This is a genomic window from Polyangium spumosum (assembly GCF_009649845.1).
In the GTDB taxonomy this organism is placed as follows: domain Bacteria; phylum Myxococcota_A; class Polyangia; order Polyangiales; family Polyangiaceae; genus Polyangium; species Polyangium spumosum.
On the sequence record NZ_WJIE01000004.1, the window covers coordinates 576,338 to 601,473 of the forward strand.

Below are 25,136 nucleotides of genomic sequence, written 5' to 3' on the forward strand. Positions count from 1 at the left end.
CCCAAGGCCAGGACGAACGATGCGACCCAAAGTGATCCTCGCGCTCGCCAGCGTGATTCTCGGGCTCCTGCCGGCTTGTTACGCGGGCGCGCAAGCGCGGTCGTACGAGTCGCCGATGGCCTCCACCTACTCGACCGATGGCATCCAGGCGGACGAGGAGCTCACGATCGCCTCCGCGGGCGAGTCCACGGCCGATCTCACGGCCAGCGCGGGAGACGAGGGCGCCTCGTTCGCGAGCACGCCGCAGGGCCTCACGCTGGGCTTGCGGCGCGAAGCCACGCCAAACGACGCCCCGCCGCCCGCGCCTCCGCCGCCGCCTGCGCAGGTGCCTTCGCCGGGCGGAAACGGAAAGAAGAGCGACGCCCCCCCGAAAGAGGCGCCCGTGGGCGGAGAGGCGAGGCCACTCGCGGAGCCGACCGGCAAGCCGCTCGAGGGCGACGGCACCGTGGCCGTCATGCGCGCGCCGATGCTCGTGTACACGGCGCGCGTGAACATGGCCGTCTTCGAGGTGAAGAGCTCGCTCGCCGAGGTCGAGTCGCTCGCGCGTAACCTCGGCGGCTTCCTCGCGCGCAGGAACGATCAGTCCATCACCATCCGCGTGCCGGCCGCCCGCTTCGACGAGGCCATCCGCCGCATCGAGAAGCTCGGCGACATGCTCTCGCGCGACGTGCAGGTCGAGGACGTGACCGAGGAGTACCTCGACACCGAGATCCGCCTGAAGAACGCGCGCGCCGTCCGCGAGCGGCTCGAGCAGCTCCTCGCGAAGGCGACGAAGGTCGAGGAGTCGATCCAGATCGAGAAGGAGCTCGAGCGCGTGGCCGAGACCATCGAGAGGCTCGAGGGGCGCATGAAGTTCCTCCGCGATCGCGCGGCGTTCTCGACCATCACCGTGACCTTCCAGCCCCAGCGCGCGGCCGAGCTCGGCAAGCGCCGCTTCAACCTGCCCGTGCCCTGGATCTACCAGCTCGGCCTCGGCCGGTTGCTCAGCCTGTGACGGAGTGTTCCGTGCGATTCCGACCTGCAGCCATCGCTCTGTTCGCCCTGCTCTTCGCCTCGGGTTGTCGCCCCTTCGAGCCGGCCACGCCGCCCGGCTTCGTCGAGCTCGAGGACCGTTACGGCCGCTCCGAGTACCGCGCGACGACGGCCGACGGCGTGGTGCTCGGCGTGCGCGCGTTCGACAACGAGCCCAAGGGCGAGCGCGCTTTCTGGGTGCGCGCCATCGAGAACCGGCTGCGCGACATGGGCGGCTACGCGCTCCTCGAGAAGCGCGAGGTCAAGGACCGCGCCGGGCTCACGGGGACGCAGCTCCGCTTCGGTCACGACGAGGGAGGCGAACCCTACCTCTACTACCTCACGATCTTCGTGACCGACGATCGCGTTTTTGTCCTCGAAGCGGGCGGGGCGCGGCCGCAGATGCAGCGGCTCGCCGAGCAGATCGACTGGTCGGTGAAGAATTTCCTTCATCACTAGAGGGCTCCCGCGTTGCTTGCGCTCGGCCCCTTTGCTACCCCGCGTCTGGTGCGACACCTGCTCTCGTCCGCCGCGCTCCTCTTGCCCGCGCTCTTCGTGGCCCCGGCGCTCGCGCACGGCGGCGCCTCGTCCTCGTCGGGCCCGCCGATCGAGATCCCGCCGCCGCCCCCGGGGGACGGCGCGACCGCGGTCGGCATCCTGAAGGACGTCGAAGCGAAGGCGCTGGATCCCCGCTCGAAGAAGGCGGTCGCGGACGCGATCTCCCGCGCGCGGAAAGCGCTCGAGCGGGCGCACGGGATGCGCGCGTCGGGGGACGTCGCGCACGCGCGGATGCTCGACGGCGTCGCGCTCGAGTGGGCTGAAAACGCGCGCGATCTGCTACGCGCGGCGGAGGCGGAGCGACGAGCCGCGGCCGTGGCCGAGAAGGCGAAGGAGGCCTCCACGCAGGCCGAGCGGGCGCGCGCGCTCCTCGAAGAGACGCAGGCGCGCAGGGGCCGCGCCGAGGCCGAGCTCGAGCGCGCGATCGCCGAGGAGAAAGAGGCCCGCGAGGCCGCCGCGAAGGCCGAGGACGCGCGCGTCGCCGCGGGCAAGTCCAAGGACAAACCGACCCAGGCCCCGAAGAAGGGCCCGGCCGCGGACCCGAAGAAGGGCCCGGCCGCGGACCCGAAGAAGGGGAAGGGCAAGTGATGAAGCGGATGCTCCTCGTGGCGCTCGTCGCGCTCGCCTCGGCATGCGCGCCCGTGCCGCGACCGCCGGTCCTCTCCGAGGTCGATGCGGTGCAGCAGGGCGCCGCGGCGAAGGAGGCGCGGGATCTCGCGCCGCTCGCCTTCGCGCGCGCCGAAAAGTTCCGCAAGGACGCGAACGCCGCGTACGAGGCCGGCGACCTCGCAGGCTCGCAGCTCCTCGCCGAGCGGGCCCTTGCCGCGTACGCCCATGCCCTCACGCTCGCCCGCGTGGCGCGCGCGGAGACCGACGCGAAGAGCGTCGAGGCCGAGCTCGAAGCGAGAAAGGCCGAGCTCGCGTCGCTCGACGGCGAGCAGACGCGCGCAGCGGCCGAGGTCGCGGCGCTCGAAGCGCGCATCAAGGTCGCTCGCGACGCGCAGCCCGTCGCGCCTTCCAGCCCCGCGGACGCGGCGCGCGAAAAAGCGCGTATCGCCGCGGCGCGATCGCTCGCGCTCGAAGCGCGCATGCTCTGCACGGCGGCGCGCCTCCTCTTGCCCGAGGTCCCCGCTGCGAAGGCCGACGCGCCTCGGCCCATCGGCGCGCCCACCCGCGAGGCGCTCGTCGCCGAGCTCGACGAGGCGCAGCTCATCGTCGGCAAGCTCGACGAGTCGCTCGCCGGCAGCGGCCCTGCGCCGATCGATCTCGCGACGCGCGCCCGCGCGAGTTGCCTCTCCGCGCTCACGGGCATGCGCCGCGCCATGACCCCGGTCACGCGCGCGCCTGGCGCGGGGGACGCGCTGCTCGGCGAGATCTCGGCCACGCGGCTGTTCTCTCCGTCGCGGGACGATCGCGGCATCGTGGTCACGCTGCGCAACGTCTTCGCCGGCGAGAAGCTCACGCCGGCCGCGACCGAGCAGATCACGCGGCTCGGCAAGCTCGCCGCGGAGAACCCGCGTTTCCCGCTCGCGGTCATCGTGCATCAGGAGAAGGAGCCCTCGGCGAAGGAGCAGGCGGCCGTGAAGGCGCGCGCCGAGGCCGTCGCGGCGGCGCTCCGGGCGGCGAACGCGCCGAAGGTGGACGTCGTCCTCGCCGGCGCGGCCTCGCCCGTGGTGGATCCTGCGGGCAGCGATCGGGCGCGGAATGCGCGCGTCGAGATCGTCTTCGTCACCCCCGAGACATTCTAGTAGCATGCACCCGCGCGCTTCTCGTGCGCGCCCGAGGTCCCGATGCGTTCGAGCTCGCTCGCTTCCCTGATCGTCCCTGCCGCCCTCGTCGCGACGCTCCCTGCGTGCGAGGACAACAGCAAGCAGCAGGAGCAGGACGCGGCTTACGTGCTCGACAAGCTCGTGCCGCTCGCGAACGAGGACGCCGCGCAGGTGCGCCGCGGCCTGCCCGAGGGCGCGAAGAAGCTCGGCGAGATCGTCGACGCCGATCCCGGGGCGAACCTCGTCGCGCTGCAGAAGGCCGTCCGCGGGGCGCGCGCCTCGGTGAAGGATCTCGACATCGCGAAGACCACGTTCTTCACCTTCGTCGACACCACGGGCATCGCGCTGCGCAGCGAGGCCGATCCCGACATGCTCGCGCAGAAGTCGGTCCTCTCGTCGTTCCCCGTGCTGAAGAAGGCCCTCGAGCCGAGCGCGGGTGTCGTCGAGGCGTGGGGCGAGATGCAGGAGATGCGCGGCGTGCGCACGGGCCCCGACACGCAGTGGGTCGCCGCGCACCCCGTGAAGGACAAGGAGGGCCAGGTGAAGGGCATGTTCGTCACCGGCTGGTCCTTCCGGCGCTTCGCGTACCACCTCGAGGAGATGGCGAAGCGCGAGCTCATCGACCGCGCCGAGCGCGAGAAGCAGAAGAAGGTCCCCCTCATCTACGTCTTCCTCGTCCGCGAGGGCAAAGCCTACGGCGCGCCCGTCACGCCCGACGTCAACGCGCAGGCCGTCGAGGGGCTCGATCTCGCGAACAAGACGCAGAGCGGCCCCTTCCGTGGATCCATCGAGATCACGAAGCGCAGCTACGGCGTCGCGGCGCAGCGGATGCCCGACCTCGGCGAGGGCACGATCCTCTCCGTGATCACCTCCTCGTTCTGAGCCCGGGACCCTCGTGGCGAGCGAGCCTCCGCCGGCACCTTCGGCCCCCGATCCCGCGGCGAAAGCGCCCTCGAAGGCGCGCTCGCGTCGTCGTCGCACGATCGCCCTCGTGCTCCTCTCCATCGTGCTGCTCCTCGCGCTCGATCAGGTCGGCGTGCGTGAGCTCTCAGGCCGCGATTTTCCTTCGTCCGATCCGCTCGCCCTGGCCCTGCGCGCGCGCGTCGAGCAGCTCGCCGCGCCTGCATGGGGCGGCCGCGTCCCTGGCAGCGAGGGCAACGCCGCGGCCGCGCGTTCCCTCGCCGACGCGCTCGCCGCGGCGAACGTGAAACCTTTCCCATCGCTCGGCGGCTACCTCGCGCCGCTCTCCGAGCCGACCTCGCCGCTCGGGCACAACGTGCTCGGATGGATCCCCCCCGAAGGTGAATCGCGCGGCACCATCGTCCTCGGCGCGCACTTCGATCACCTCGGCATGACCGACGAGGGCCTCCTCCTCGGCGCCGACGACAACGCCGCCGCCGTCGCCGTCCTCCTCGGCGCGCTCCCCTCGATCCTCGCGCAGCACCCGCGCCCTTACGGCGTCGCCGTCGCCTTCTTCAACACCGAAGAATCCCCCTACTTCGGCACGCCGCGGCAGGGCTCGCAGCGCTTCGTCGCCGCGCTCCCCCGCGAGATCGGCGGGCTCTCCGCCGTCCGCCTCGCCGTCGTGCTCGACCTCATCGGCGGCGTGGTTTGGCGCCCCACGGCGGACACCATCTTCGCGTGTGGCGCCGAGAAGGCCCGTGGCCTGCCCGCGATCGTCGACGGCGTCCGCGAGCCTGGCCTCGACGTTCGCCGCCTCGGCATCCACGCGGTCGAGAACATCCCTGGTTACGTGCCGCAGCCCTTCTCCGACTACGACGTCTTCCGCGATCACGGCGTGCCGTTCCTCTTCCTCTCGAGCGGCCGTACGCCTCGCTACCACCGCGCCTCGGATCTCCCGGAGACGCTCCATTACGATCGTATGGCGCGCACCTCGCGCTGGATCGCCGGCCTCGTCGCAGCGCTCTCCGCGGCGCCGCCTGCGCTCTCCTTCGATCCTCGTGGCGAGGACTTCGCGGCCGAGCGCGACACGCTCCGCTATGCGTTCGGCGCGGCCGCCAAGCCCTGGACCTCCATCCCGGGCACGAGCCCGATCACCTGGGCGCGTATCCTCGGCGATCGCTCGCGCCTCGAGGCCATGGCCGAACCGGGCCATACGTGGACCCCCGAGGACGCCCGGGCGATCGAGCGCGCGAGCTTCCGCCTGCAATGCCTTCTCTACCGCTTCCCGGTCTGCTTCACGCTCTGAGGGCTTCGTGGTACGTTCGGCCCCGGAGATAAGTCGAGACGATGCCCGCGAACATCGATCAGATGCTCAAGGTTTGCCGTGAGGTGATCGCGCCGCTCGTGCGCGCGGATCAAGGCGAGCTCTACCTCGTGGCGGTGGAGCCCGATCAGATCACGCTCCACCTCGCCGGGATGTGCGCGGGTTGTCCCGGCGCGAACCTCACGACGAAGGGCGTCATCGAGCCGGCCGTGCACGCGGTCGCCCCCACGGCGCGTGTCGTCGTGACGAGCGGCATCCGCATCCCCGAAGGCGCGTCGCTCGTCACCTGAAGGGCAGGGGATGGAAGACGAAGGGCCCCGGTTGTTCGGGGCCCTCTCGTTGGATCACGTCTTCCCGTTGATCACTTCTTCTTCTTGGGATCGGCGGGAGGCGGCTCGGGCGCCTTGTCGTCGCCGCGGATCGCGGCGGCCACCGCAGGATCGATCTCCTCCTCCTGCTTCGGCTTGTTCGGGCGCAGCGAGTCGAGCTTCGCGAGCGTCGCGTTGTCCTCGTACGCGATCGCGATCGCCGCTTCGCCGCGCTCGATCAGGCGCACGTGCGTGGCCTGGTCCTTCCAGTCGACGACGGTCGAGTACATCCCGAGGTCCGGGTTCGGCGGGATGATCCGGCCCGGCGTGCCGTAGGCCGTGGAGAGCTTGACCGCGGCCTCCTGGAAGTTCGCGCCGAAGGGCCCACCCTTCTGCAGCTTGATCTCGTCGATGATCTTCCAGAGTTTGTCCTGGATGAAGAAGAAGTACCGCGTCTTGCCGTCACGCGTCTGCGACAGCATCCACTCGTTGTTGAGGTAGCTGTACTCGCCGCGGAGCGGCGTGGAGTCGACGGCCACGGGCAGCTTGCCGAACGCGATCTTGCTGCGGCGGAAGGTGTTTTTCTCTTCGAGGAGCTGCGCGTCGAGCGCCCGCATCCTCACGCCGGGCGAGACCTTCTGGTAGAGCGGCTTGTAGGCCTCGTCGAGCTGCTTGTCGATCGCCTCGCCGACCTGCTTCGTCGTCATGCCCCACTTGAGCGAAGCGGGCTCGATCGCGATGGGCTTCTTGACGACCGCCGGGCCCATCATGGCGGGGGCCGCCGCCTTCTTTTTTGCCTGCGCCTCGACGACCATCGGGGTCGCCGTCGCTGCGAGGCCGAACGTCGTCGCCAGGAGGGCTGCCCAAAGCTTGTTCACCTTCATCTCCAAATCCTCCGCCCCGCCGGCCCGCGGCCGGCAACCGGGATCTACCAGATTCTGCGGGACAAGGGGCCCGCCGAGGTCTTCGGGGGCGTTGGACGAAGCCCGAGCCCGATCGATGGAAAACGATCCGCGCGAGGCAGCAGGCTGCCAGCACTGACAGGACCGGGGGGACGTGCTAGGTCGAGGCCCGATGCCGCAGCTCTCGACGCGGACGGCCAAGCAGGCCCTCGCGGTCGCGTTCAGCGCGGCCCTCGGGGGGCTCGTGTCCGGTTGTGGGGCCGCGTCCGTCCAGGGTGACGCGAACACGACCGCGTACCCCACGTGGACGGGGCACGATCAGGTGCTCTTCGACGACGTGGTCGACGCGGGCGCCCTCGGCCTCGGCGCCGATGTCTCGCGTGCGCAGAAGGATCCGCTGCTCAGGGAGCGGGCGCGCGCGTCCGAGCTGGTGTCGCGGGTGCGCGTGAGCACGGTGACGGTGGAGTCGCTGGCCGAGGTCCGCACCTACCGCCTGGTTCTTCAGGTCGTGCCGCCGCCGTTCGGGTCGCCGGCCTTCGAGCAGACGGCCTTCGAGCTCGTCATCGGCCCTTCGGCCCCATCGTACGGGGTCGCCAAGGCCTTCGACATGCGCCTGCGTGGCGCGTCGTTCATCGGCTTCCTCCGTCGTTTCGCGGGCGCTGGAGACGAGCCGAGCAAGTTACACTGGCACCTGTCGCCGGACACCGCCGAGGTGGCGGCCGCCGTGACGGATGCCCTCGCCCTCGCGGAGCTTTCGGGATCGTGAGCAACGTCAGCATCAAAACGTTGAAGGAAGTCGAAGGGATGCGGGCCGCGTGCCAGATGGCCGCGGAGACGCTGCTCGCCGTCGGGGAGATGATCCGGCCTGGCATCACCACCGAGGACATCAACCGCTTCGTGCACGACGACACGGTCCGCCGCGGAGGCTGGCCGGCGCCGCTGAACTACCACGGCTTCCCGAAGAGCGTGTGCACCTCGGTGAACGAGGTCGTCTGCCACGGCATCCCGGGCCCGCGGGTGCTCGAGCCGGGCGACATCATCAACGTCGACGTCACCACGATCTTCAACGGGTTTTACGGCGACACGTCGGCGACGTTCTACGTGGGCAAACCCTCGTCCGCGGCGAAGCACGTGACCGAGGTGTCGCGGCGCTCGCTCGATCTCGCGATCGCGCAGGTGCGCGAGGGCGCGCGGCTCGGGGACATCGGCGCGGCGATCCAGGAGTTCGCCGAGGGCGAGGGCTGCTCGGTGGTGCGCGCGTTCGTGGGGCACGGCATCGGCCGGGTGTTCCACGAGGCGCCGCAGGTCTCGCACGTGGGCAAGCGCGGCACCGGGATGCGCCTGCGCGCCGGGATGTGCTTCACGATCGAGCCGATGATCAACCTGGGCCACCACGACGTGGAGGTCCTCGCGGACAAGTGGACCGCGGTCACGGCGGACGGCTCCCTCTCCGCGCAGTTCGAGCACACGCTCGTCGTGACCAAGAACGGCTGCGAGATTCTCACGCGCCGAAGCAGGAAACTCGCGAACAGCGAGATGTTCGGGGACGTGTTTTCGGTCGCCGCCGCGGCCACGACGCGCTAACGGCCATCGCTCCCATGCCTCTCGACGAAGCTGCGCGCGGCCGGATCGCGCCGTACGTCTCCAGCCTGACCGACGACGTCTTCGCCCTCTCGGGTTTGCCCGAGGAGGTGATCGCCGTCCTGTTCGCCTACTACTCGCGCAGCCGCGACGACCTGCGGACGAACCTCGCGCGCCTGCTCGCCGATCAGGAGCTCGACGTCGGCGAGGCCGCGGCCGCGCGCCCCGCGTTCGGGCTCGCGACCGAGAAGGCGCGCGCGTTCCACGAGAAGTGGGTCGTCGGCTATGGGCACGCGTCGGTCGCGGAGCACGCGGTCGTGCACCTCGCGATCGAGAACGTGAGCATCGTGGCCTCGAAGGTGATCGAGGACCTCCGGCTCGGCTCGTACACCGAGAAGAGCACGCGCTACGTGGTCTTCGATCGGAACAGCTTCGTCGATTTGCCCGAGCTCGAAGGAGCGCTGGGACAAACCTACCGGCAGAGCGCGGAGCGGCTCTTCACGACGTACGTCGAGCTCATGGCGCGCGTGATGGATGCGCTCAAGGTGCGCGTGCTCCGGCCGCCGGGTGCATCGGAGGCGGCACACGCGGCGGCCATCCGCGCGCATGCTTGTGATCTCCTGCGTGGCCTCTTGCCGGCCGGCACGCGGACGAACCTCGGGCTCACGGCGAACGCGCGCGCGCTCGAGGCGCTGCTGACGAAGATGCTCTCGCATCCGCTCGCCGAGGTCCGCGACGTCGCGACGGCGATGCACGCGGCGGCGCGCACCGTCACGCCGACCCTGGTCAAGTACGCGGCGAAGAGCGAGTACCGCGCGGCGCTGCGGGGCGACGTCACGGACAAGCTGCGATCGGTCTACGATCCCGGCCCCTGGGACGTGGGCGCGACGAACGTGGTCGGGCAGCCGGTGCGGCTCGTGCGTCACGACAAGGACGCGCTCGAGCGGATCGTCCTCGCCCTCGCGTACGAGGGGAGCGAGCCGAACGTGCACGCGCGTGGTCTCTCGGAGGGGATGCGGCACGCGACGGCGCGCGAGCTCGAGGACATCGTGCGCGCGTCGGTGCAGCGGCGCGGCGCCTACGATCCCGTGCCGCGCGGGTTCGAGGCGACGACGATGACGTTCGAGCTGATGCTCGACTACGGTGCCTACCGGGATCTGCAGCGGCACCGCATGCTCCTGCCGGCGACGCAGCGGCTCACGTGCCGGCTCGGCTTCGAGACGCCCGCGGAGCTCTCGGAGCTCGAGCTCGATCGCGTCTACACCGATGCGATGGTGGCGGCGTGTGACGCGTGGGAGCAGATCGAGGAGCAGCGCCCGCTCGAAGCGCAATACGCGGTGCCGCTCGGCTTCCGGATCCGCACGCTCTGGACGCTCAACCTGCGCGAGCTCTTTCACGTGATCGAGCTGCGATCGGCGCGGCAAGGGCACGCGAGTTACCGGCGGATCGCGCAGGGGCTCTTCCGCGCGGCGATCGCGGTGCACCCCTGGCTCGAAGGCCTCGTCCGGGTCGACCTCGGCGACTACACGCTCTCGCGCGCCTGATCAGGGAGCGCGGCCCTTGGCGCCGCGCTTCGGGGTCGGAGCCGTCGTCGATACCACCTTCGCCTCGTCCAGGAGCTCGGAGGCCGCCTTCAAGGCGCTCGGGCCGACCTTCGCGCCCGCGAGCATACGCGCCACCTCGGCGACACGATCCTTGCCCTCCACGCGCTTGACCGTGCTCTTCGTGATCGCGCCGTCGACCTGCTTCGACACCACGAAATGCGCGTTGGCGTAGGCCGCGATCGTGGCGAGGTGCGTGATGCAGAAGACCTGGTGGTGGCGCGCCACGTCCGCGATCGCGCGGCCGATCTTGTCCGCCACCGCGCCGCCGACCCCGGCGTCGACCTCGTCGAAGACGTACAGCCCCGCGGGCCCCGACTCCGCGAGCGTGCGCTTGAGCGCGAGCAGCGCACGCGAGAGCTCGCCGCCCGAGGCGATCTTGCGCAGCGGCCGCGGCTCGATGCCCTTGTTCGGCGCGATGAGGAACTCGACGCGATCGATGCCGTCGCGGCCGAGGCGAGCGCCGTCGACGACGAGCTCGGAGCGATCCCCCGAGAGCTGCGCGACGTCGACGATCACCCGCGCGCCGCCCATGCCGAGCTCCGCGAGCTCGGCGCCGATCGATGCGCCGAGCCTCTCGCCCGCCTCGCGGCGCTGCTGCGAGAGCTTCCGCGCGCGCTCCCCCGCCGCGCGCAGCAGCCGATCTCGCTCGTGCTCCAGCGCTTCGAGCTTCGTCTCCACGTTGCCGAGCCCCTCGAGCTCCGCGGCGATCCGCGATCGCGCCGCGATCACGTCCTCGATCGTGGGCCCGTGCTGTCGGAGCAGGCCTTCGAGCCGGTACATGCGGTCCTCGATCTCCGAGAGGCGCGACGGGTTCGCCTCGGCGCGCTCGGCGTACCGATCGACCTCGCGGGCGATCTCGCGCAGCTCGGCGAAGCAACCGTCGAGCGCGTCCGCCGTCTTCTCGAGGGAGGGATCGAGATCCGCGGCGGCGCGCAGATCCTTCGAGAGCTTCGCGAGCTCGTCGCAGATCGCGTGTTCACCCTGATCGAGCCGCGCGGCGGCGTGTTCGGTCAGCTCGCGGAGCCTGCCCGCGTGGCGGAGGCGCTGGCGCTCGGCCGCGAGCTCTTCGAGCTCACCGGGCAGCGGAGACACCGCGTCGATCCCCTGGAGCTGGAAGCCGAGGAACGCCTCGCGCTCGACGCGACCACGCTCCGCTTCGCGCACGTCGCGGATCTCGGCGACGATCTTCTCGAGCCGCTCGACCTCCGCGGCGAGGGCCTCGCGCGCGGCCGAGAGGCGGCCGAAACGATCGAGGTACCCGAGGTGCGTCGAGGGATCGGTCAACGCGACGCTCTCGTGTTGCGAGGCGACGTCGCAGAGCTCCGGCGCGAGCACCTGGAGCTCGCCCGCGGTGCAGAGGCGTCCGTTCAGGTAGGCGCGTGAGCGGCCGTTTTGCTGCACGACGCGGCGGATGACGAGCTCGCCGCCGGAGGAGACGCCGGCCGCTTCGAGGGCCGTGGCGAGGCGCTCGCTGCCCGTCACGTCGAAGAGCGCCTCGACCTCGGCCTCGTCGGCGCCGGGGCGCACCTGCTCGGCGTTGCCGCGGCCGCCGAGCACCAGCGAGAGCGCGCCGACGACGATCGACTTGCCTGCGCCGGTCTCGCCGGTGAGCACGTTGAAGCCAGGCTCGAGGCGAAGCTCGAGCGAATCCATCAGGACGAAGTTCTTGACGCGGAGGGCGACCAGCACGGGGCCGGGAGGATAAAGAACGGAACGAGAGACGTCGACGCGTTCCGCGCGAAGGTCAGCGGATCGTGACCGACTTGCTCACGGTCACGGGTCCGCCGGAGAACGGCGGGACCGAGGCGCTGCGGAACGCCGCGGCGATGCAGCCACCCGTGCGGGTGCCTGCGAAGGGCGGGCCGTTGACGATGGCGCTCGTGGCGCGGCCGGACGGGGCGAACGTGACGCTCACGCGGGCCGTGCCGGCCGGATCGGTGGGCGAACGGCAGCCCGCGGCCCTGCCGGCGGCGGCGCCGAGCGCGGAGGACGCGGCGCTCCGGCTGAACTCGCCTCCGCCGCCCGCGGGCGCCGGGGCGGGCGCGCTCGCCCCGCCCTTGTTCGCCGCGGCCATCGCGGCGGCGAGGTCCTGCGCCTTGTTCCCCGACGACGGCTGCGCCGGCTCGGCCGCCTTCGTATCGGCCGGTTTGTCGGGCTGCTTGTCCGCGCCCCCGGCGGGTTTGTCCCGACCATCACCCTTCGGCGCGTCCGCCTTTGTGTCTCGTTTGTCCGCGGGGGCCTCGGCGCCGCCCTTCGTGGCGGCGGTGTCGGCCGGCGCCGCGGCGGCCGTGTTCGGCGCGGGCGCCTGCGCCGTGTCGGCCGTGCGAAGCGCGGGCGGCGTGTCGTTCGCCGGGTCGTCCGGGCTCGTCGTCGTCGACTCGGTCGCGACGGCGGACGCCGGATCCTCCGGCTTCGTCGAGGCGCTTTGCACGCCGAAGAACACGAGGCCCGCGAGGGCCGCGACGAGCACGACGCCGATTGCGATGCGCTTCCGATCGAGCTTGCCGCCCGCGGCCGCGACGTCGACGTCCACGTCGATCGCGTCGATCGACGACTTCTGCGCCGGCGGCGCGGTGACGGGCGGCGGGGCCAGGAAGAGCGGGTTTGCGGCGGCCGGCTCGTTCTTCGCGGCGGCCGCAGGCTCGGCCGCTTTCGGCGCGGTCGTGAGATCCTTGCCGAGCCCGGACATGCCGAGGGCCGACACGTCGGGCGCGACGAGCGGCGTGAGCGACTGGTTGCTGAAGAGGCTGCTCGAAAGGTTGAACAGGTCCTCGTCGACGATCTTCCGGCTGCGGCTGATCTCGCGCTGGTCCGGGCGCGAGCCGCGCTGGGCCGCCTTGTCCGCGGGTTTTTCCTGGACGGCCTCGGCCTGGGCCTTGGCCGCCTCGGCTTCGTGCCGCTCGACGTCGAAGACATCAAAAAACGAGGGGCGGTCGTCGTCGTCCTTCAACGTCGGCGTGCGCTTCGTCATGGCCGGCACCGGCGTCGGGTTCTTCCCCAGCGCAGGCTGCGACGCGGCCCGCGGGCGGACCGGCGGCGGAGGCGGCGGGATCTTCGGCACATCCGAAGCTGCGTCGAGCGGCGGCGGATACACCGTCACCACGTCGGCCGACACGTCGACGTCGGTGGGGAGCGTCGGCGGCGTGCTCGACCTCATCGTCTCGGGCGGGATCGCGTCGTCGTCTTTTTTGTCGCTCATCGTGTCGGAACCTCGCGGTCGGCGGGTACGGCCGGGTCCCCCGAAAGCCAGTGCTTCTCGAGCCAGTCGAGCGCGACGTCCGCCCCGCGCAGGGCCGCGTCGATGGCCATCACCTGCGGATCCGGCGCGCCGAGATCCTTGGCGTAGGCGCGCGCGTAGAGGATCCACGTCGAGAGCTCGTAGTGATGCAAGAGCGGCCCGAAGCGGTGGCCGTCGAAGCGCGCGATCGTCTCGGCCGCCTCCTCGGCGGAAGGGGCGCGCACGAGCGCGGTGCTCGCGTCGAAGAGCAGCTCGCGCAGATCCTCGAAGGCTTTGTCCGGGTCGCGGGACACCTCGTCGAGCATGGCCTCGAACGCCTCCTCCGGCATGCCCGCTTGCTGCGCGACCTCGGCCATCGCGGGCACCTGCGTCTCGAGGAAGGACGCGTCCGGCGCGTGGCCGAGCAGGCGGCCGACGAGGTAGAGGTCGAACGCGCTCGCGATCGACTCGCCGAGGAAGAGCGCCTCGGGGCTCTGGCTCGACGCCGTCCCGAGGGCCTCGAGGGCGCGGCGCGTGACGTGATGCCAGCCCGCGTGCATCAGCACGTCCGCGGGGATGGCGTCGCCGTCGAGGACGTCGCTCGGCTGGTCGGCCGACCAGAACGTGAGGTTCAGGAAGAGCGCTCGATCCCACCGCGCTTCCGGCGTCCCGGGCTTCGGGACGAGGAAGGTGACGTGATCACGCACGAGCGCGCGCTTGAGCTCGGCGTAGAGCCCGATGTGGCGATACGACCGCTCGTCCTCGATGCGGAGATGGTCGAGCGTCAGACGTTGGAGTCGCACGGGAACCGATGTTCAAGCTACGCGGACATCGGCCCCGGATCGAGGCCCTCCTACGTCGACCACGATTTCCGGCTTCGGCTCGTGGTACCGGCCGAGCTGCCGGTGCAGGAGCAGACGGAAGACGAGGACCACGCCCGCGTCGTCGATCCAGGTGATGAAAGGCACGGCGTCGGGCACGAGGTCGAGCGGCCAGATGCAATAGGCGACCGAGAGGACGACGAGCGCCTTGGCCCAGAGCGCGGCCTCCTTGTCGCGGAGGAGCCGCCACGCCGCGGGCGCGTCGCGCAGGAGCGGCACGAGCGCGAGCCCGCGCGCCTTGCCAGAGACCTTCTTTCCATCGAGGTTCAGCGGACGCGCGTCGGTGGTCTTTTTCACGACGTCCAACATGATTCCGCTGCACGAGGCTGCAAGGGGCCGAGGTGCAGCGGCGCTTGAAAGTCCGTGGCTGTCGGGCATGATGCCGGTCCTGTCGTCGCCCGCGCTTCGCGAGGCGTCGGCGCGTCTTCGAGGAGGCTGTCTTCATGATCCGGCTGCGGTCTTTTCTTCCGTTCGTGCTCGCGCTCGCTCCCCTGGCCCTGGGCTGCAAGAAGGACGAACCGCCTGCGCCTGCGCCGGAGGCGAAGCCGTCGACGGCGGTGTTGCCGAGCGGAAAGGGCAGGTTGCCGCTGCGCAGCCCGATCGCGGCCGTCCCGAAGTTCGATCCGCAGGCGATGAAGGACTACCGCCTCGAGGTCTGTTACTTCGGCACCCTGACGCTGCGTCAGGCGCGCGACGCGTACTTCGCGAGCCTCGGCAAGGACGAGCCGAGCGAGAAGAAGATCCCGAACTTCGGCGTCAGCGGCGGCTCCTTGCCGCACGCCCCGCCGCACGCGCCGCCCACGATCGCGCCCGTGGCCAAGCCCGGCGCGTCCGGGGCGCCTGCGGCCGGCGCCTCCGCGGCCCCCGCGATCCCCGTGCCCCGCAGGGTGGCCGACATGGGCATGCGCGCCCCGCACGAGCGCAACGCGCGGGCCTGCACCGTCGCCGCCGGCCTCAAGGATCCCGCGATGCCCGACGTCGACGCGGCCCTCGGCGCGTTCGCCCCGTTCTCGCTCGAGCTCAGCCGCAACATCGCCGCGGCCAGCGTCTACTACCAGCGCGAGGAGTACACGAAGGACAAGCTCGAGCGCGGCAAGGAGCTGCACAAGAAGCTCGTCGCCGACTTCGCCAAGCTCGACGAGAACTCGGAGAAGCTCGGCGGCGCGCTCGCCGCGTGGCGCAAGGATCACCCCGTCGACACGGCGAAGCTCGACGAGGGCGAGCGGCTCGTGTTCACGGCGTACGACCGGGCGCGTGGGCTCGTCCTCGGCATGATCGCGAAGAAGATCGACGTGGGCGCCTTCAAGGAGGGCGTCGCGGCGCTCGCGAAGGACATCGAGGCCATCAAGGCGTTCGGAACGAACAACACGAACGACCCCTGGGCGAAGATCACCGCTCCGCCCTTCACCACCTTCCACAAGGCGGCGGACGAGGCCCAGGCGAAGATCAGCGACAAGGGGATGGAGCCCGCGGCGTTCCTCGCGATGGTCAACACCTTCACCTCGCTCGTCGAGGCGAAGCACCGCGCCCTCTCTCGCTCGCTCACCGCGAAGGGCCAGGTCGTCGAGCCGAGGAGCGGCCCGGCGGCGCGCCCGAACGTGCATCCGCGGCAGCACATCGAGCGCCCGGACGAGCACGCAGGCCACAAACACTGAGCCTCACCCTCAACCCCTCTCCACGTCGTGAAACGTCGTGGAGAGGGGAGCTGAGGTTCAGCCGCCGCGATGCCGTGAAATCGCGAGCCGATAGAGCGCCTCGTACTGGCGGCTCGCGTAATCCCAGCCAAACGGCTTTTTCATCGCGCGCCGCTGCATCGAGCGGAAATGCGCCGGGTGCGCGCGGTAGATCCACGCCGCTTCGAGCACCGCGTCCGCGAGCACGTGCGGCGAGAGGTCGAGGAACTTGAAGCCCGTCGCCATGTGCTCGACCGTGTCGTCGAGCCCGCCCACCGCGCGCACGACGGGCAACGTGCCGTATCGCTGGCTGTAGAGCTGGTTCAGCCCGCACGGCTCGTACCGCGAGGGCATCACGAAGAGGTCCGCGCCCGCCTCGATGCGGTGCGCGAGCGCGTCGTTCATGCCGATGTGCGCGCGGAATCGATCCGTCGAGTGGCCGAGCCGCGTGAAGAGATCCTCCGCCCAGCTCTCGCCCGATCCGAGCACCACGACCTGCACGTCGTGCTGGAGCAGCGCGCCGAGCGCGCCCGCGAAGACGTCGATGCCCTTCTGGTTCACGAGCCGGCTGATCAGGCCGATGAGCGGCACGTCCGGGCGAACCGGCAGCCCCATCTCGCGCTGCAGCTCCGCCTTGCAGAAGGCCTTGCCTTGCAGGTCGTCGGCGTCGAAATGCGCGGCGAGGTGACGATCGGTCGCGGGGTTCCAGATCTCGTCGTCGATCCCGTTCAGGATGCCGATCACGTCGCTGCCCCGCTCGCGCAAAGCGCCTTCGAGCCCGTGCCCGCCCTCTTTCGTCTGGATCTCCTGCGCGTATTTCGGCGAGACGGTCGAGAGCATCGTCGAGAAGTTGATGCCGCCCTTCAGGAGGTTCAGTTTGTCGTAGGACTCGAGCGCGCGGTGGTGGAAGACGTCCCAGCCGAGGCCGGTCTGGAAGAGCTCGTTTTTGTCGAACCAGCCCTGGTAACCCATGTTGTGGATCGTCAGGACCGACGCGGCCCCGCCGAGGGGCGAACGAGCGTCGAGCGTCTTCAAATAAATGGGGACGAGGCACGTCGGCCAGTCGTGCACGTGCACGACGTCGGGGACGAACCCGAGCGCGCTCGCGAGCCGGAGCGCGCCGCGCGAGAGGAACGTGAAGCGCGCGAGGTTGTCGCGATAATCCCCGTTCGAATCGTTGTAGATCCCGGCGCGATCGAAGAGCTCGTCGTGCTCGAGCAGGTAGACACGCGCCGCGCTCTCGCCGAGCCGCGACTCCCACACCGCGCCCCACGCCTCGCCGTGTCCGACGGGCACGCCGAGCGAGATCGGCAGGCGTTTGGCCGGGTGTTTCTTGGCTACGCGGTAACGCGGCATCACCGTGCGTACGTCGTGGCCCCGCGCGGCGAGCGCGATGGGGAGCGCGCCGGCCACGTCCGCCAGGCCTCCTGTCTTTGCAAAAGGGACACACTCGGAGACGACGTTGAGGATGCGGAGGCGAGGCATGCAGGTAACTGACGGACGGTTACGGGAGCCTACCACGGCTCGCCGCGTTGACGATCTTCACGAGCCGGTCGGTCGAGCGTTCGAGGCCAAGCGCCGAGGTGTCGATGACGTGGGCCGCGCGCTCGTAGAGGGCCCTACGAGCGCGTAGGATCGCGCGCAGCTCCTCCATCGCCGCTGGCCGGCTCGCCATGGGCCGCGCGTCGCCCTGGTCGATCACGCGCTGAAAGTGGTCCTCCGGTCGCGCGCGCAGCCACACGGTCACGGCCTCGCGGCAGAGCAGCTCGAACGTCTCGTGAGCGGTCACGAGGCTGCCGCTCGTCGCGACGATCCCGCGATCGCCCCGCGCCACGAGCCGCTCGAGCTCCTCGCGCTCGAGCCTGCGGAAATACGCGGTGCCGTGCATCTCGAAGATCTCGGTCAGGCTCATGCCGGCGCGCGCCACGACGAGGCTGTCGAGCTCCACGAAGGGCAAACCGAGGCGGACGGCCGCGCGGCTGCCCAGCGTGGTTTTTCCCGCCCCGCGCAGGCCGAGCAGCGCCACGAGCGGGCCCTTCGCCGAGCGCGTCGTCGTCGGCTCGGAGGGCGCGTCCGCGAGCAACGCCGAGGCCGACGTGCCGAGCGCGCGCGCGATCGCGTCGAGGCGAACCACGGACACGTTCGCCTTGCCGCCCTCGACGAGCACCAGGAACCGCTCGCTCACGCCCGACGTGATCCCGAGGTCCCGGAGCGTCAAACCCGCCGCGCGCCGCCGCTCCCGCACCCGCTCGCCGAGCGCCTGGAGGAGGGGCGAGCCTTCGCCTTTTTCGGCGCCCTCCTCGCGCGTCTCGGGCTTCTTTCGGGCCGCCACGTCATGAACTATATTTCATGAAAGAAGGAGCATCAAGCAGTATATTGCTTGACACCCTTCCGTCCGGGTGATGGAGTTTCCGGCGATGGGCATCGAGAGTGAAAGCAGCGGGGCCAAGGCGCCCGCCATCCGTTTCGAGACACATCCGAGCCGCTACAAGCACTGGAAGCTCTCGTTCGAGGGAGCGATCGCGCGGCTCGTGATGGATGTGGTCGAGGAGGCGCCGATGCGCCCCGGCTACACGCTCAAGCTGAACAGCTACGACCTCGGCGTGGACATCGAGCTCGCGGACGCGGTGGAGCGGCTGCGCTTCGAGCACCCCGAGGTGAAGGTCGTGATCGTCACGAGCGGGCAGCCGCGTATCTTCTGCGCCGGCGCGAACATCTACATGCTCGGCTCGTCGACGCACGCCTTCAAGGTCAACTTCTGCAAGTACACGAACGAGACGCGCCTCTCGCTCGAAGAGGCGTGCAGCGAGAGCGGCCAGCACTACGTGGCCGCGCTGAACGGTGTGGCCTCGGGCGGCGGCTACGAGCTCGCGCTCGCGTGCGAGAAGATCCTGCTCTGCGACGATGGATCGAGCGCGGTCTCGTTCCCGGAGACGCCGCTGCTCGCCGTGTTGCCTGGCACGGGCGGGCTCACGCGGCTCGTGGACAAACGCAAGGTTCGGCGCGATCTCGCGGACGTGTTCAGCACGCTCGCCGAGGGTGTGCGCGGCAAGCGCGCCGAGGAGTGGCGCCTCGTCGATCGTTCGATCCCCAAGAGCCGCTTCGATCAGGTGGTGATCGAGGAGGCGAACGCGATCGCCACGAGCGCGTCGGACAAGCAGGGCCCGGGCGTCACGCTCGCCCCGCTCGAGGTGAAGCGCTCGGAGGACGGCAGCAAGTACAGGGCCGAGTACAAGTACGTCACGCTCGTCGTCGACAGGCAGACGCGTGTCGCCGAGCTCGAGGTGCGGGCTCCCGCGGGCGCGCCCGAGACGACGGTCGAGGCGCTGCACAAGAGCGGCTCGGACGTGTGGGCGCTGCGCGCCTTCCGCGAGATCGACGACGCGCTGCTCGATCTGCGCTTCAACCACCCGGAGGCGGGCCTCGTGCTCCTGCGGACGAAGGGGGATCCCGAGGCCGTGCGTGCCGCGGATCGGGCGCTCCACGCGCTCCGTGACGACTGGTTCGCCCGCGAGATCCTGCTCAAGATGCGTCGCACCTTGAAGCGGCTGGATCTCACGGCGCGCAGCGTGTTCTCGCTCGTCGAGCCCGGCTCGTGTTTCGCGGGCTCTCTCTTCGAGCTCGCCCTCGCGGGCGACCGGACCTACATGCTCGACGGCGGCGACGATCCGCCCGTGATCGGGCTCTCGCCGCTGAACTTCGGCCCGTTCCCCATGCCGAACGGCCTCACGCGCCTCGAGACGCGGTTCCTGCACGATCCTTCCGCCGTGAAGCGTCTGGAAGGACAAACCGAGCTCGTCGACGCCGACGGCGCCAGGAAGCTCGGGCTCGTGACGTTCACGCCTGACGAGATGGACTGGGACGACGAGGTGCGGATCGCGGTCGAGGAGCGCGCGAGCCTCTCGCCCGACGCGCTGACGGGCATGGAGGCGTCTCTTCGATTCGCGGGGCCCGAGACGCTGGAGACGAAGATCTTCGGGCGTCTGTCGGCCTGGCAAAACTGGATCTTCCAGCGCCCGAATGCGGTCGGCGAGCGGGGCGCGCTCACCATGTACGGCCGGCCCGAGCGACCCGAATTCGACTGGAGGCGAACGTGAGCTCTGTCGTCAATTCCGAGCGTATCCCGAACAACGTCGATCTCGCGTCCGACAAGAAGCTGCAGCGGGCGCTCGAGGCCTGGCAACCCAGGTTCATCGATTGGTGGAAGGAGATGGGTCCCGAGGGCTTCCAGGAGGACCAGATCTATCTCCGCACCGCCGTGAGCGTCGATCACGAGGGCTGGGCCCATTTCGACTACGTGAAGATGCCCGACTACCGCTGGGGCATCTTCCTCACGGACCCCGTGGCCGATCGGAAGATCGGCTTCGGCGATCACATGGGCGAGCCCGTCTGGCAGAGCGTGCCCGGCGAGTTCCGCAACGTGCTTCGCCGGCTCGTCGTGACGCAAGGAGACACCGAGCCCGCGAGCGTCGAGCAGCAACGGCTGCTCGGCCAGTCGTGCCCGAGCCTCTACGATCTGCGCAACCTCTTCCAGGTGAACGTGGAGGAGGGCCGGCACCTCTGGGCGATGGTGTACCTGCTCCACAGCTACTTCGGCCGCGACGGCCGCGAGGAGGCTGAAGCGCTGCTCGAGCGCCGGAGCGGCAACCCCGACAAACCGCGCATCCTCGGCGCGTTCAACGAGCCCTGCCAGAACTGGCTCTCGTTCTTCATGTTCACGTACTTCACCGACCGCGACGGGAAGTACCAGCTCCTCGCGCTCGCCGAGAGCGGCTTCGACCCGCTCGCGCGTACGACGCGGTTCATGCTGACCGAGGAGGCGCATCACATGTTCGTCGGCGAGACGGGCATCCTGCGCGTCGTCCAGCGCACCGCGGAGCTGATGAAGAAAAACAAGAACGAGGACGCGCGCGCCGAGGGCGGCATCGATCTGCCCACGATGCAGAAGTATCTGAACTTCTGGTACTCGGTGTCGCTCGACCTGTTCGGCGGCGAGATCTCGTCGAACGCGGCGAACTTCTTCGCGTCGAGCCTGAAGGGGCGCGCGAAGGAGGAGAGCTACGAGGATCACCGCGCGGTCGACGGCGCCTATGCGATGGACGTGCCGATCACGGCAGGACCGGGCGTGATTTCGGGGTTCCGTCGTGAGGAGGTGCCGCTGCGCAACGCGATGAACGAGGTGCTCCGCGACGAGTACATCGAGGACGCGCAGCGCGGCGTCGACAAGTGGAACCGCGCGCTCGCGGAGGCGGGGATCTCGTACAAGCTCACGCTGCCGAGCCGCCGCTTCCACCGCCGCACGGGCATCTACGGCGGGCTCTACTTCGACGTGCATGGCAACGTCCTCACGAAGGAAGAGTGGGAGCGCCGTCGCGACGAGTGGCTGCCGACCGAGGCGGACGAGGCGTACGTGAAGAGCCTGATGACGCAGCCCATCTTCGATCCGAAGCAGATGGCCAACTGGATCGCGCCGCCGAAACACGGCATCAAAGGCCGACCGATCGACTTCGAGTACGTGAGACGCCAGGCCTGACCCTCCCTCGGCCCGCTGGAAGAGCTGCGCATCGCGCAGTTCTTCCACCTTCGGTCCAGGCCGTGCCTGGTCCGGATCCAGGGGCGGACAGCCCCGGGGTTTGGGGCGTAGCTCGGCTTGCCGAGCGTAGCCCCATCGTAAACCGACGGGGCCTGGGGCGACGCCCCAGCGCGGCGCCTCAGCTCGTATACGGCCTGACGCCTTGCGCTTCGAAAAGCTCGGCGCGGGCCTCGGAGAGCTCGGTGTTCACGGTGCGCAGGCGCTGCGAGAGGCCCTGCACGAAGCTCCAGAGTAGCTTCACGGCGAGCACTGGCTCGCGTCGCATGACGTTCATCATGTCCGCACGCGTGATGACCATCGTGCGCGTGGGCTCGAGCGCGCGCACCGTCGCCGAGCGCTTCGAGTCGTCGACCAGGCCCATCTCGCCGAAATAACCGCCCGTCAGGATCGAGGTGATCGCGACGTTGTCCTTCTCGACGGCGACGCGCCCTCGCAGGATCACGTACAGGTCCTCGCCAGGCTCGCCTTCGGTCACGATGGCTGCGCCTGCGGGGTAACCCTTCACCTCGGAGATGGCCAGGATCTCGGCCTGCTCGCGGTAGGTGAGGTGCATGAAGAGCGGGATGCCGCGTAGCGCTTCGTGCTTCGTGAGCGCCTCGGGCTCCTCTGCCGTCGCGCCGCTGAACGAGAGCACGATGGCTGTGATGTTGTCCCTCCCGCCGCGCTCGTTCGCGACGTCGATGAGCCTCTCGGCCAGGCCTTCCGGCGCGCCTTCGCAGAGCGTCGGGACCTCCTCGTCCTCGACGTAGCCGTAGAAGCCGTCGCTGCAGATCAGGAAGACGTCGCCCGTCATGATCTCCACGAGCAGCGTGTCGACCTGCACCGACTCCTGCGTCCCCACGGCCCGCGTCAGCACGCTGCGGAGCGCGCTCACCTTGGCCTGCTCCTTCGTCATCGTGCCGTTCTTGATCGAGGCCGCGACGATCGTGTGGTCCTCGGTCAGCCGGTTCGCGATGCCGTCTCGCACGAGGTAGGCGCGGCTGTCGCCCACGTGCCCGACCACGGCGCGATCACCTGCGACGGCGAAGCACACCATCGTCGTGCCCATGCCGCGGAGCTTGGGGTCGTTCTCGGCCATGGCCCAGAGGTCCGCGCAGGCCGCCTGGATGGCGGACGCGACGAGCTCTTGCGCGGCGATGCGGTTCTCCTGGGTGGGGCTCTCGGCGAAGCGGATCAGCACCTCGACCCGGTCGGCCACGTAGGCCCGGGCCACGTCGACGGCGCGGCGCGACGCGACGTCTCCGGCCGCCTGTCCGCCCATGCCGTCGGCCACGACGTACAGGCCGAGGTCGGGATCCACGAGGTGGCTGTCCTCGTTGCGCTTTCGCTTGCGACCGACGTGCGTCGCCGCCTGCGACGTGACCGAGAGGGGCATGGCCCACATCCTAGTCGAGACGCCGTCGGGTGCGGAAGAGCGCGTCGCCGTGGGGGATCCCTCGGTCAAACCATGGGGATGCGACGCTGGAACGGGAGAAACCCGACCGCGAGCGCGAGGCCGAAGATGACGTGCTCCAGGATCGCCGGGCCGACGGGGGCGCTCGCGGCGAGGTCGCCGAGGCCCACGAGGGGCAAGACGAGGCGGTACATCACGAGCCAGACGAATGCGCCGTACGCCGCGCCGAACAGGACCGTGCGCAGCGGGTTCGCGCCGAAGGCGAAGAGGCCGAAGAGCGCGCCCCAGCCGATGGAGATGGCGAAATGGATGATGATTCCGAGGGCCACCACGGCAGCGTCGAAGCCGGGCGCGAAGGCGAGCTCGGGGAAAAACGGGGCCGCGGGGGCCTTGAACGTCAGCCACGGGTCGCCTCCGCGCGCGACCATCGCGAGCAGGCCGTAGAGGGTCAGCACGATGCCGCCGAAAATGCCCGCGATCACGCCGCCCGAGAGGGCGATGACCGTCCTTTGAGTCCCGCTCGCCGCCATGCGGGTCCCGTGGCGCCAAGCGCTCGCGTGTCAACGTGAGGGAATCGTGTCGCAATCGGGCGGGCTCGTCGTCGACCGCCCGGCACGAGCCGCTTGACGCCGGCTGGTAGCCATTGATCATCGGTCCATGAATTCTGCGCTTCGACGTGATATCGTACTCTTGTTGACCCTGGCCTCGGCCGCTGTGCTCGGCGCGGCGGGGGTCTCTTGTTCCGGTGGCGGCAGTGGCAGCGGGGGCGGCTCGTCGCAGGGGACGGGCGGCGCCGGCGCTGCGAGCGGCTCGGGTGGCTCGGCCGGCGCGGGCGGGGAAGGGGGGACGTTCATCGGCAGCGGCCCCAATCCGGACGGACCGTTCGCCGATTTCCCTGCCGGCCCGCAAATCGACATGGGCGTGCCCGCCGAGGCGCCCGGCCTCTTCGAGAAGACGCCCGCGATGCCACAAGGTGGCCCGTGTATGGCGGAGCCGCCCATGGAGGCGCTCGTCCCGACGAACTGGACGCCGTTGCGCTTCGAATGGATCGCGCCGCCCGGGCACAACGTCTTCGAGCTCCGGCTCGCGGTCGACAACCAGGTGAACGAGCTCGTCGTTTACACGGCGGCCACGTCGTACAGCATTCCCCCGGACGTCTGGACCGGGCTCGCGGGGCACAGCGCGGGCCGCGACCTCAAGGTCTCGATCCGCAGCGCGCAGATCGACGGCGGCGCGCTCGTCGCGGGGCCGGTCATCGGCACGGAGGGCGTGGTGCACGTGGCGCCCGTCGCGGCGCCGGGGTCGATCATTTACTGGACGACGGGCGCGCCGGGCTCGGGCAAGACCGCATTGAAGGGTTTTACCATCGGCGACACCGAGCTCAAGACGGTGCTCTCGCCCGAGAGCCTGGGCGGCGACACGGTCTGCGTGGCCTGCCATGCCTCGTCGCCGGACGGCCTCTTCTCGTTTTTCGCGCGCGACGGCGCGGCCAACACGCGGAGCGTGACGGCGCGGAAGGTCGACGGGACGGCGGGTTTGCCCACGGAGATGCAGGTCTCGGCCGTCGCGCTCGGCTTGCTCGATAGGCAGAGGCAAACGGTGCCGACGCTCTCGAAGGCGCATTATTCGGCGCAGGATGCCGTGGTCCTGACCGTGATGTACGATCCCGTGCTCACGGCGGGCAGGTGGGACCTCGTCTGGACCGACCTCCACGCGCAGGATCCCGCGACCGGCTGGGGGATCTTGTCGCGCGGCGGGGAGACGGGCGTGGTCGCCTCGCCGACGTGGTGGCACGACGGGACGACGATCGCCTACACGACGGCGCCCACGGGCGGCGAGGGCGTCATCACGGGGATCACGGATGCCAACCAGCAGATGGACATCTACACGGTGCCCTTCAACAACCGGCAAGGCGGTAATGCGACGCCGCTGCCGGGCGCGAGTGATCCGGCGCTCCTGGAGTTTTATCCGGTCATCTCGCCGGGCGACACGATGCTCGCGTTCAATCGATTCGCGCCGTACAAGCAGGCGAATGGGGTGTGGGCCGACTCCTACGACGAGCCGCAGGCCGAGGTCTTCGTGGTCCCGGCGAAGGGCGGCGAGCCCGTGCGCGTGGCGGCGAACGATCCGCCGGCGTGCGTGGGCAAGGCGAGCCCGGGTCTCACGAACTCGTGGCCGCGCTGGGCGCCGAGCGCCGAGGCGTTCAACGGGAAAAAGTATTACTGGCTGACGTTCAGCTCCAAGCGGCGCGACCTCAACAATCCGCAGCTCTTCGTGAGCGGCGTCGTGACGCGGTTCGAGAACGGGGTCGAGGTGGTCGACAAGACGTACCCGGCGCTCTACGTGACCTCGCAGGTCCCGGAGGAGAACAACCACACGCCCGCGTGGGACGTGTTCCAGATCGAACCGCCGCAATGAA

At 70.0% G+C, this 25,136-nt stretch carries 23 protein-coding genes; 14 read left to right on the forward strand and 9 right to left on the reverse strand.

Annotation, left to right across the window (positions count from 1 at the left end; translation table 11 throughout):
• Window positions 1-19: 19 nt before the first annotated feature.
• The 7 genes from GF068_RS16275 to GF068_RS16305 are packed head-to-tail and all read left to right on the forward strand — an operon-like array spanning window position 20 to window position 5,855.
• Complete coding sequence (locus tag GF068_RS16275) at window positions 20-994, forward strand: DUF4349 domain-containing protein (RefSeq protein ID WP_240806942.1); 975 nt, start codon at window positions 20-22, stop codon at window positions 992-994.
• Between the two features lie 11 nt (window positions 995-1,005).
• Window positions 1,006-1,470, forward strand: coding sequence for a serine/threonine protein kinase (locus tag GF068_RS16280; RefSeq protein ID WP_153820283.1), 465 nt, complete (start codon window positions 1,006-1,008; stop codon window positions 1,468-1,470).
• Window positions 1,471-1,518: 48 nt separating this feature from the next.
• Complete coding sequence (locus GF068_RS16285) at window positions 1,519-2,157, forward strand: hypothetical protein (RefSeq protein ID WP_153820284.1); 639 nt, start codon at window positions 1,519-1,521, stop codon at window positions 2,155-2,157.
• Complete coding sequence (locus GF068_RS16290; RefSeq protein ID WP_153820285.1) at window positions 2,157-3,317, forward strand: hypothetical protein; 1,161 nt, start codon at window positions 2,157-2,159, stop codon at window positions 3,315-3,317. The genes GF068_RS16285 and GF068_RS16290 overlap by 1 nt, the downstream gene beginning before the upstream one ends.
• A 42-nt stretch (window positions 3,318-3,359) precedes the next feature.
• Entirely contained in the window at window positions 3,360-4,220 is an 861-nt protein-coding gene (locus tag GF068_RS16295) for a hypothetical protein (protein WP_153820286.1), read from the forward strand.
• A 13-nt stretch (window positions 4,221-4,233) separates the two neighbouring features.
• Window positions 4,234-5,547, forward strand: a complete 1,314-nt coding sequence (locus tag GF068_RS16300) for a M28 family peptidase (protein ID WP_153820287.1) — start codon at window positions 4,234-4,236, stop codon at window positions 5,545-5,547.
• 41 nt (window positions 5,548-5,588) lie between these two features.
• Entirely contained in the window at window positions 5,589-5,855 is a 267-nt protein-coding gene (locus GF068_RS16305; RefSeq protein WP_153820288.1) for a NifU family protein, read from the forward strand.
• Window positions 5,856-5,926: 71 nt separating this feature from the next.
• Here the strand turns inward: GF068_RS16305 and GF068_RS16310 are convergent, their stop codons facing one another.
• Window positions 5,927-6,757, reverse strand: coding sequence for a hypothetical protein (locus GF068_RS16310; protein ID WP_153820289.1), 831 nt, complete (start codon window positions 6,755-6,757; stop codon window positions 5,927-5,929).
• A gap of 190 nt (window positions 6,758-6,947) precedes the next feature.
• Here GF068_RS16310 and GF068_RS16315 point away from each other — a divergent pair, with 190 nt between their 5' ends.
• From GF068_RS16315 to GF068_RS16325, 3 genes are read left to right on the forward strand one after another with little or no spacing between them, the layout of a single operon-like run.
• Window positions 6,948-7,541, forward strand: coding sequence for a cobalamin ABC transporter substrate-binding protein (locus GF068_RS16315; protein ID WP_153820290.1), 594 nt, complete (start codon window positions 6,948-6,950; stop codon window positions 7,539-7,541).
• Window positions 7,538-8,359 carry a type I methionyl aminopeptidase gene (map, locus tag GF068_RS16320; RefSeq protein ID WP_338046414.1) on the forward strand — a complete coding sequence of 274 codons (822 nt, stop codon included), beginning with the start codon at window positions 7,538-7,540 and terminating at the stop codon, window positions 8,357-8,359. Before GF068_RS16315 ends, map begins: the two co-directional genes overlap by 4 nt.
• 14 nt (window positions 8,360-8,373) lie before the next feature.
• Window positions 8,374-9,900, forward strand: coding sequence for an FAD-dependent thymidylate synthase (locus GF068_RS16325; protein WP_153820291.1), 1,527 nt, complete (start codon window positions 8,374-8,376; stop codon window positions 9,898-9,900).
• On the opposite strand, the gene recN is transcribed toward GF068_RS16325, so the two are convergent.
• The 4 genes from recN to GF068_RS16345 are packed head-to-tail and all read right to left on the reverse strand — an operon-like array spanning window position 9,901 to window position 14,367.
• Window positions 9,901-11,649 (reverse strand): DNA repair protein RecN, encoded by a 1,749-nt coding sequence (gene recN, locus GF068_RS16330; RefSeq protein ID WP_338046415.1) that lies wholly within the window; start codon window positions 11,647-11,649, stop codon window positions 9,901-9,903.
• A 55-nt stretch (window positions 11,650-11,704) separates the two neighbouring features.
• Window positions 11,705-13,159, reverse strand: a complete 1,455-nt coding sequence (locus GF068_RS16335; protein WP_153820292.1) for a hypothetical protein — start codon at window positions 13,157-13,159, stop codon at window positions 11,705-11,707.
• On the reverse strand, window positions 13,156-13,980 hold the full coding sequence (locus GF068_RS16340; protein ID WP_338046416.1) for a hypothetical protein: 825 nt from the start codon (window positions 13,978-13,980) through the stop codon (window positions 13,156-13,158). The genes GF068_RS16335 and GF068_RS16340 overlap by 4 nt, the downstream gene beginning before the upstream one ends.
• A gap of 12 nt (window positions 13,981-13,992) precedes the next feature.
• Window positions 13,993-14,367 (reverse strand): YkvA family protein, encoded by a 375-nt coding sequence (locus tag GF068_RS16345; protein WP_170319516.1) that lies wholly within the window; start codon window positions 14,365-14,367, stop codon window positions 13,993-13,995.
• 134 nt (window positions 14,368-14,501) lie between these two features.
• Here GF068_RS16345 and GF068_RS16350 point away from each other — a divergent pair, with 134 nt between their 5' ends.
• Window positions 14,502-15,713 carry a DUF3829 domain-containing protein gene (locus GF068_RS16350; protein ID WP_153820294.1) on the forward strand — a complete coding sequence of 404 codons (1,212 nt, stop codon included), beginning with the start codon at window positions 14,502-14,504 and terminating at the stop codon, window positions 15,711-15,713.
• A gap of 57 nt (window positions 15,714-15,770) precedes the next feature.
• Here GF068_RS16350 and glgA read toward each other — a convergent pair whose 3' ends face one another.
• Entirely contained in the window at window positions 15,771-17,216 is a 1,446-nt protein-coding gene (glgA, locus tag GF068_RS16355; RefSeq protein WP_153820295.1) for a glycogen synthase GlgA, read from the reverse strand.
• 19 nt (window positions 17,217-17,235) lie between these two features.
• On the reverse strand, window positions 17,236-18,063 hold the full coding sequence (locus GF068_RS16360) for a shikimate kinase (RefSeq protein ID WP_338046417.1): 828 nt from the start codon (window positions 18,061-18,063) through the stop codon (window positions 17,236-17,238).
• Window positions 18,064-18,148: 85 nt separating this feature from the next.
• On the opposite strand from GF068_RS16360, the gene boxC reads away from it, so the two are divergent.
• Together boxC and boxB are read left to right on the forward strand one after the other, a co-directional pair.
• Window positions 18,149-19,828: a 2,3-epoxybenzoyl-CoA dihydrolase gene (gene boxC, locus GF068_RS16365; protein ID WP_153820296.1), complete on the forward strand. Its 1,680-nt coding sequence runs from the start codon at window positions 18,149-18,151 to the stop codon at window positions 19,826-19,828.
• Complete coding sequence (gene boxB, locus GF068_RS16370; protein ID WP_338046418.1) at window positions 19,825-21,264, forward strand: benzoyl-CoA 2,3-epoxidase subunit BoxB; 1,440 nt, start codon at window positions 19,825-19,827, stop codon at window positions 21,262-21,264. The genes boxC and boxB overlap by 4 nt, the downstream gene beginning before the upstream one ends.
• Window positions 21,265-21,442: 178 nt before the next feature.
• Here boxB and GF068_RS16375 read toward each other — a convergent pair whose 3' ends face one another.
• On the reverse strand, window positions 21,443-22,699 hold the full coding sequence (locus tag GF068_RS16375) for a cyclic nucleotide-binding domain-containing protein (protein ID WP_275939158.1): 1,257 nt from the start codon (window positions 22,697-22,699) through the stop codon (window positions 21,443-21,445).
• 65 nt (window positions 22,700-22,764) lie between these two features.
• The gene (locus GF068_RS16380) at window positions 22,765-23,247 is read right to left on the reverse strand and encodes a hypothetical protein (protein WP_153820299.1); all 483 of its coding nucleotides are present in this window, start codon (window positions 23,245-23,247) and stop codon (window positions 22,765-22,767) included.
• 127 nt (window positions 23,248-23,374) lie between these two features.
• Between GF068_RS16380 and GF068_RS16385 the strand changes: the two genes are divergently transcribed.
• Window positions 23,375-25,135, forward strand: a complete 1,761-nt coding sequence (locus GF068_RS16385; protein ID WP_153820300.1) for a TolB family protein — start codon at window positions 23,375-23,377, stop codon at window positions 25,133-25,135.
• Window position 25,136: the final 1 nt, after the last annotated feature.

Excerpts from the sequence above, each read along its gene's own strand:
- GF068_RS16275 (WP_240806942.1), top strand. The coding sequence starts at position 20 with ATGCGACCCAAAGTGATCCTCGCGCTCGCCAGCGTGATTCTCGGGCTC.
- GF068_RS16290 (WP_153820285.1), top strand. The coding sequence starts at position 2,157 with ATGAAGCGGATGCTCCTCGTGGCGCTCGTCGCGCTCGCCTCGGCATGC.
- GF068_RS16295 (WP_153820286.1), top strand. The coding sequence starts at position 3,360 with ATGCGTTCGAGCTCGCTCGCTTCCCTGATCGTCCCTGCCGCCCTCGTC.
- GF068_RS16305 (WP_153820288.1), top strand. The coding sequence starts at position 5,589 with ATGCCCGCGAACATCGATCAGATGCTCAAGGTTTGCCGTGAGGTGATC.
- GF068_RS16310 (WP_153820289.1), bottom strand. The coding sequence starts at position 6,757 with ATGAAGGTGAACAAGCTTTGGGCAGCCCTCCTGGCGACGACGTTCGGC.
- GF068_RS16315 (WP_153820290.1), top strand. The coding sequence starts at position 6,948 with ATGCCGCAGCTCTCGACGCGGACGGCCAAGCAGGCCCTCGCGGTCGCG.
- GF068_RS16325 (WP_153820291.1), top strand. The coding sequence starts at position 8,374 with ATGCCTCTCGACGAAGCTGCGCGCGGCCGGATCGCGCCGTACGTCTCC.
- GF068_RS16335 (WP_153820292.1), bottom strand. The coding sequence starts at position 13,159 with ATGAGCGACAAAAAAGACGACGACGCGATCCCGCCCGAGACGATGAGG.
- GF068_RS16345 (WP_170319516.1), bottom strand. The coding sequence starts at position 14,367 with ATGTTGGACGTCGTGAAAAAGACCACCGACGCGCGTCCGCTGAACCTC.
- GF068_RS16350 (WP_153820294.1), top strand. The coding sequence starts at position 14,502 with ATGATCCGGCTGCGGTCTTTTCTTCCGTTCGTGCTCGCGCTCGCTCCC.
- glgA (WP_153820295.1), bottom strand. The coding sequence starts at position 17,216 with ATGCCTCGCCTCCGCATCCTCAACGTCGTCTCCGAGTGTGTCCCTTTT.
- boxC (WP_153820296.1), top strand. The coding sequence starts at position 18,149 with ATGGGCATCGAGAGTGAAAGCAGCGGGGCCAAGGCGCCCGCCATCCGT.
- GF068_RS16375 (WP_275939158.1), bottom strand. The coding sequence starts at position 22,699 with ATGCCCCTCTCGGTCACGTCGCAGGCGGCGACGCACGTCGGTCGCAAG.
- GF068_RS16380 (WP_153820299.1), bottom strand. The coding sequence starts at position 23,247 with ATGGCGGCGAGCGGGACTCAAAGGACGGTCATCGCCCTCTCGGGCGGC.
- GF068_RS16385 (WP_153820300.1), top strand. The coding sequence starts at position 23,375 with ATGAATTCTGCGCTTCGACGTGATATCGTACTCTTGTTGACCCTGGCC.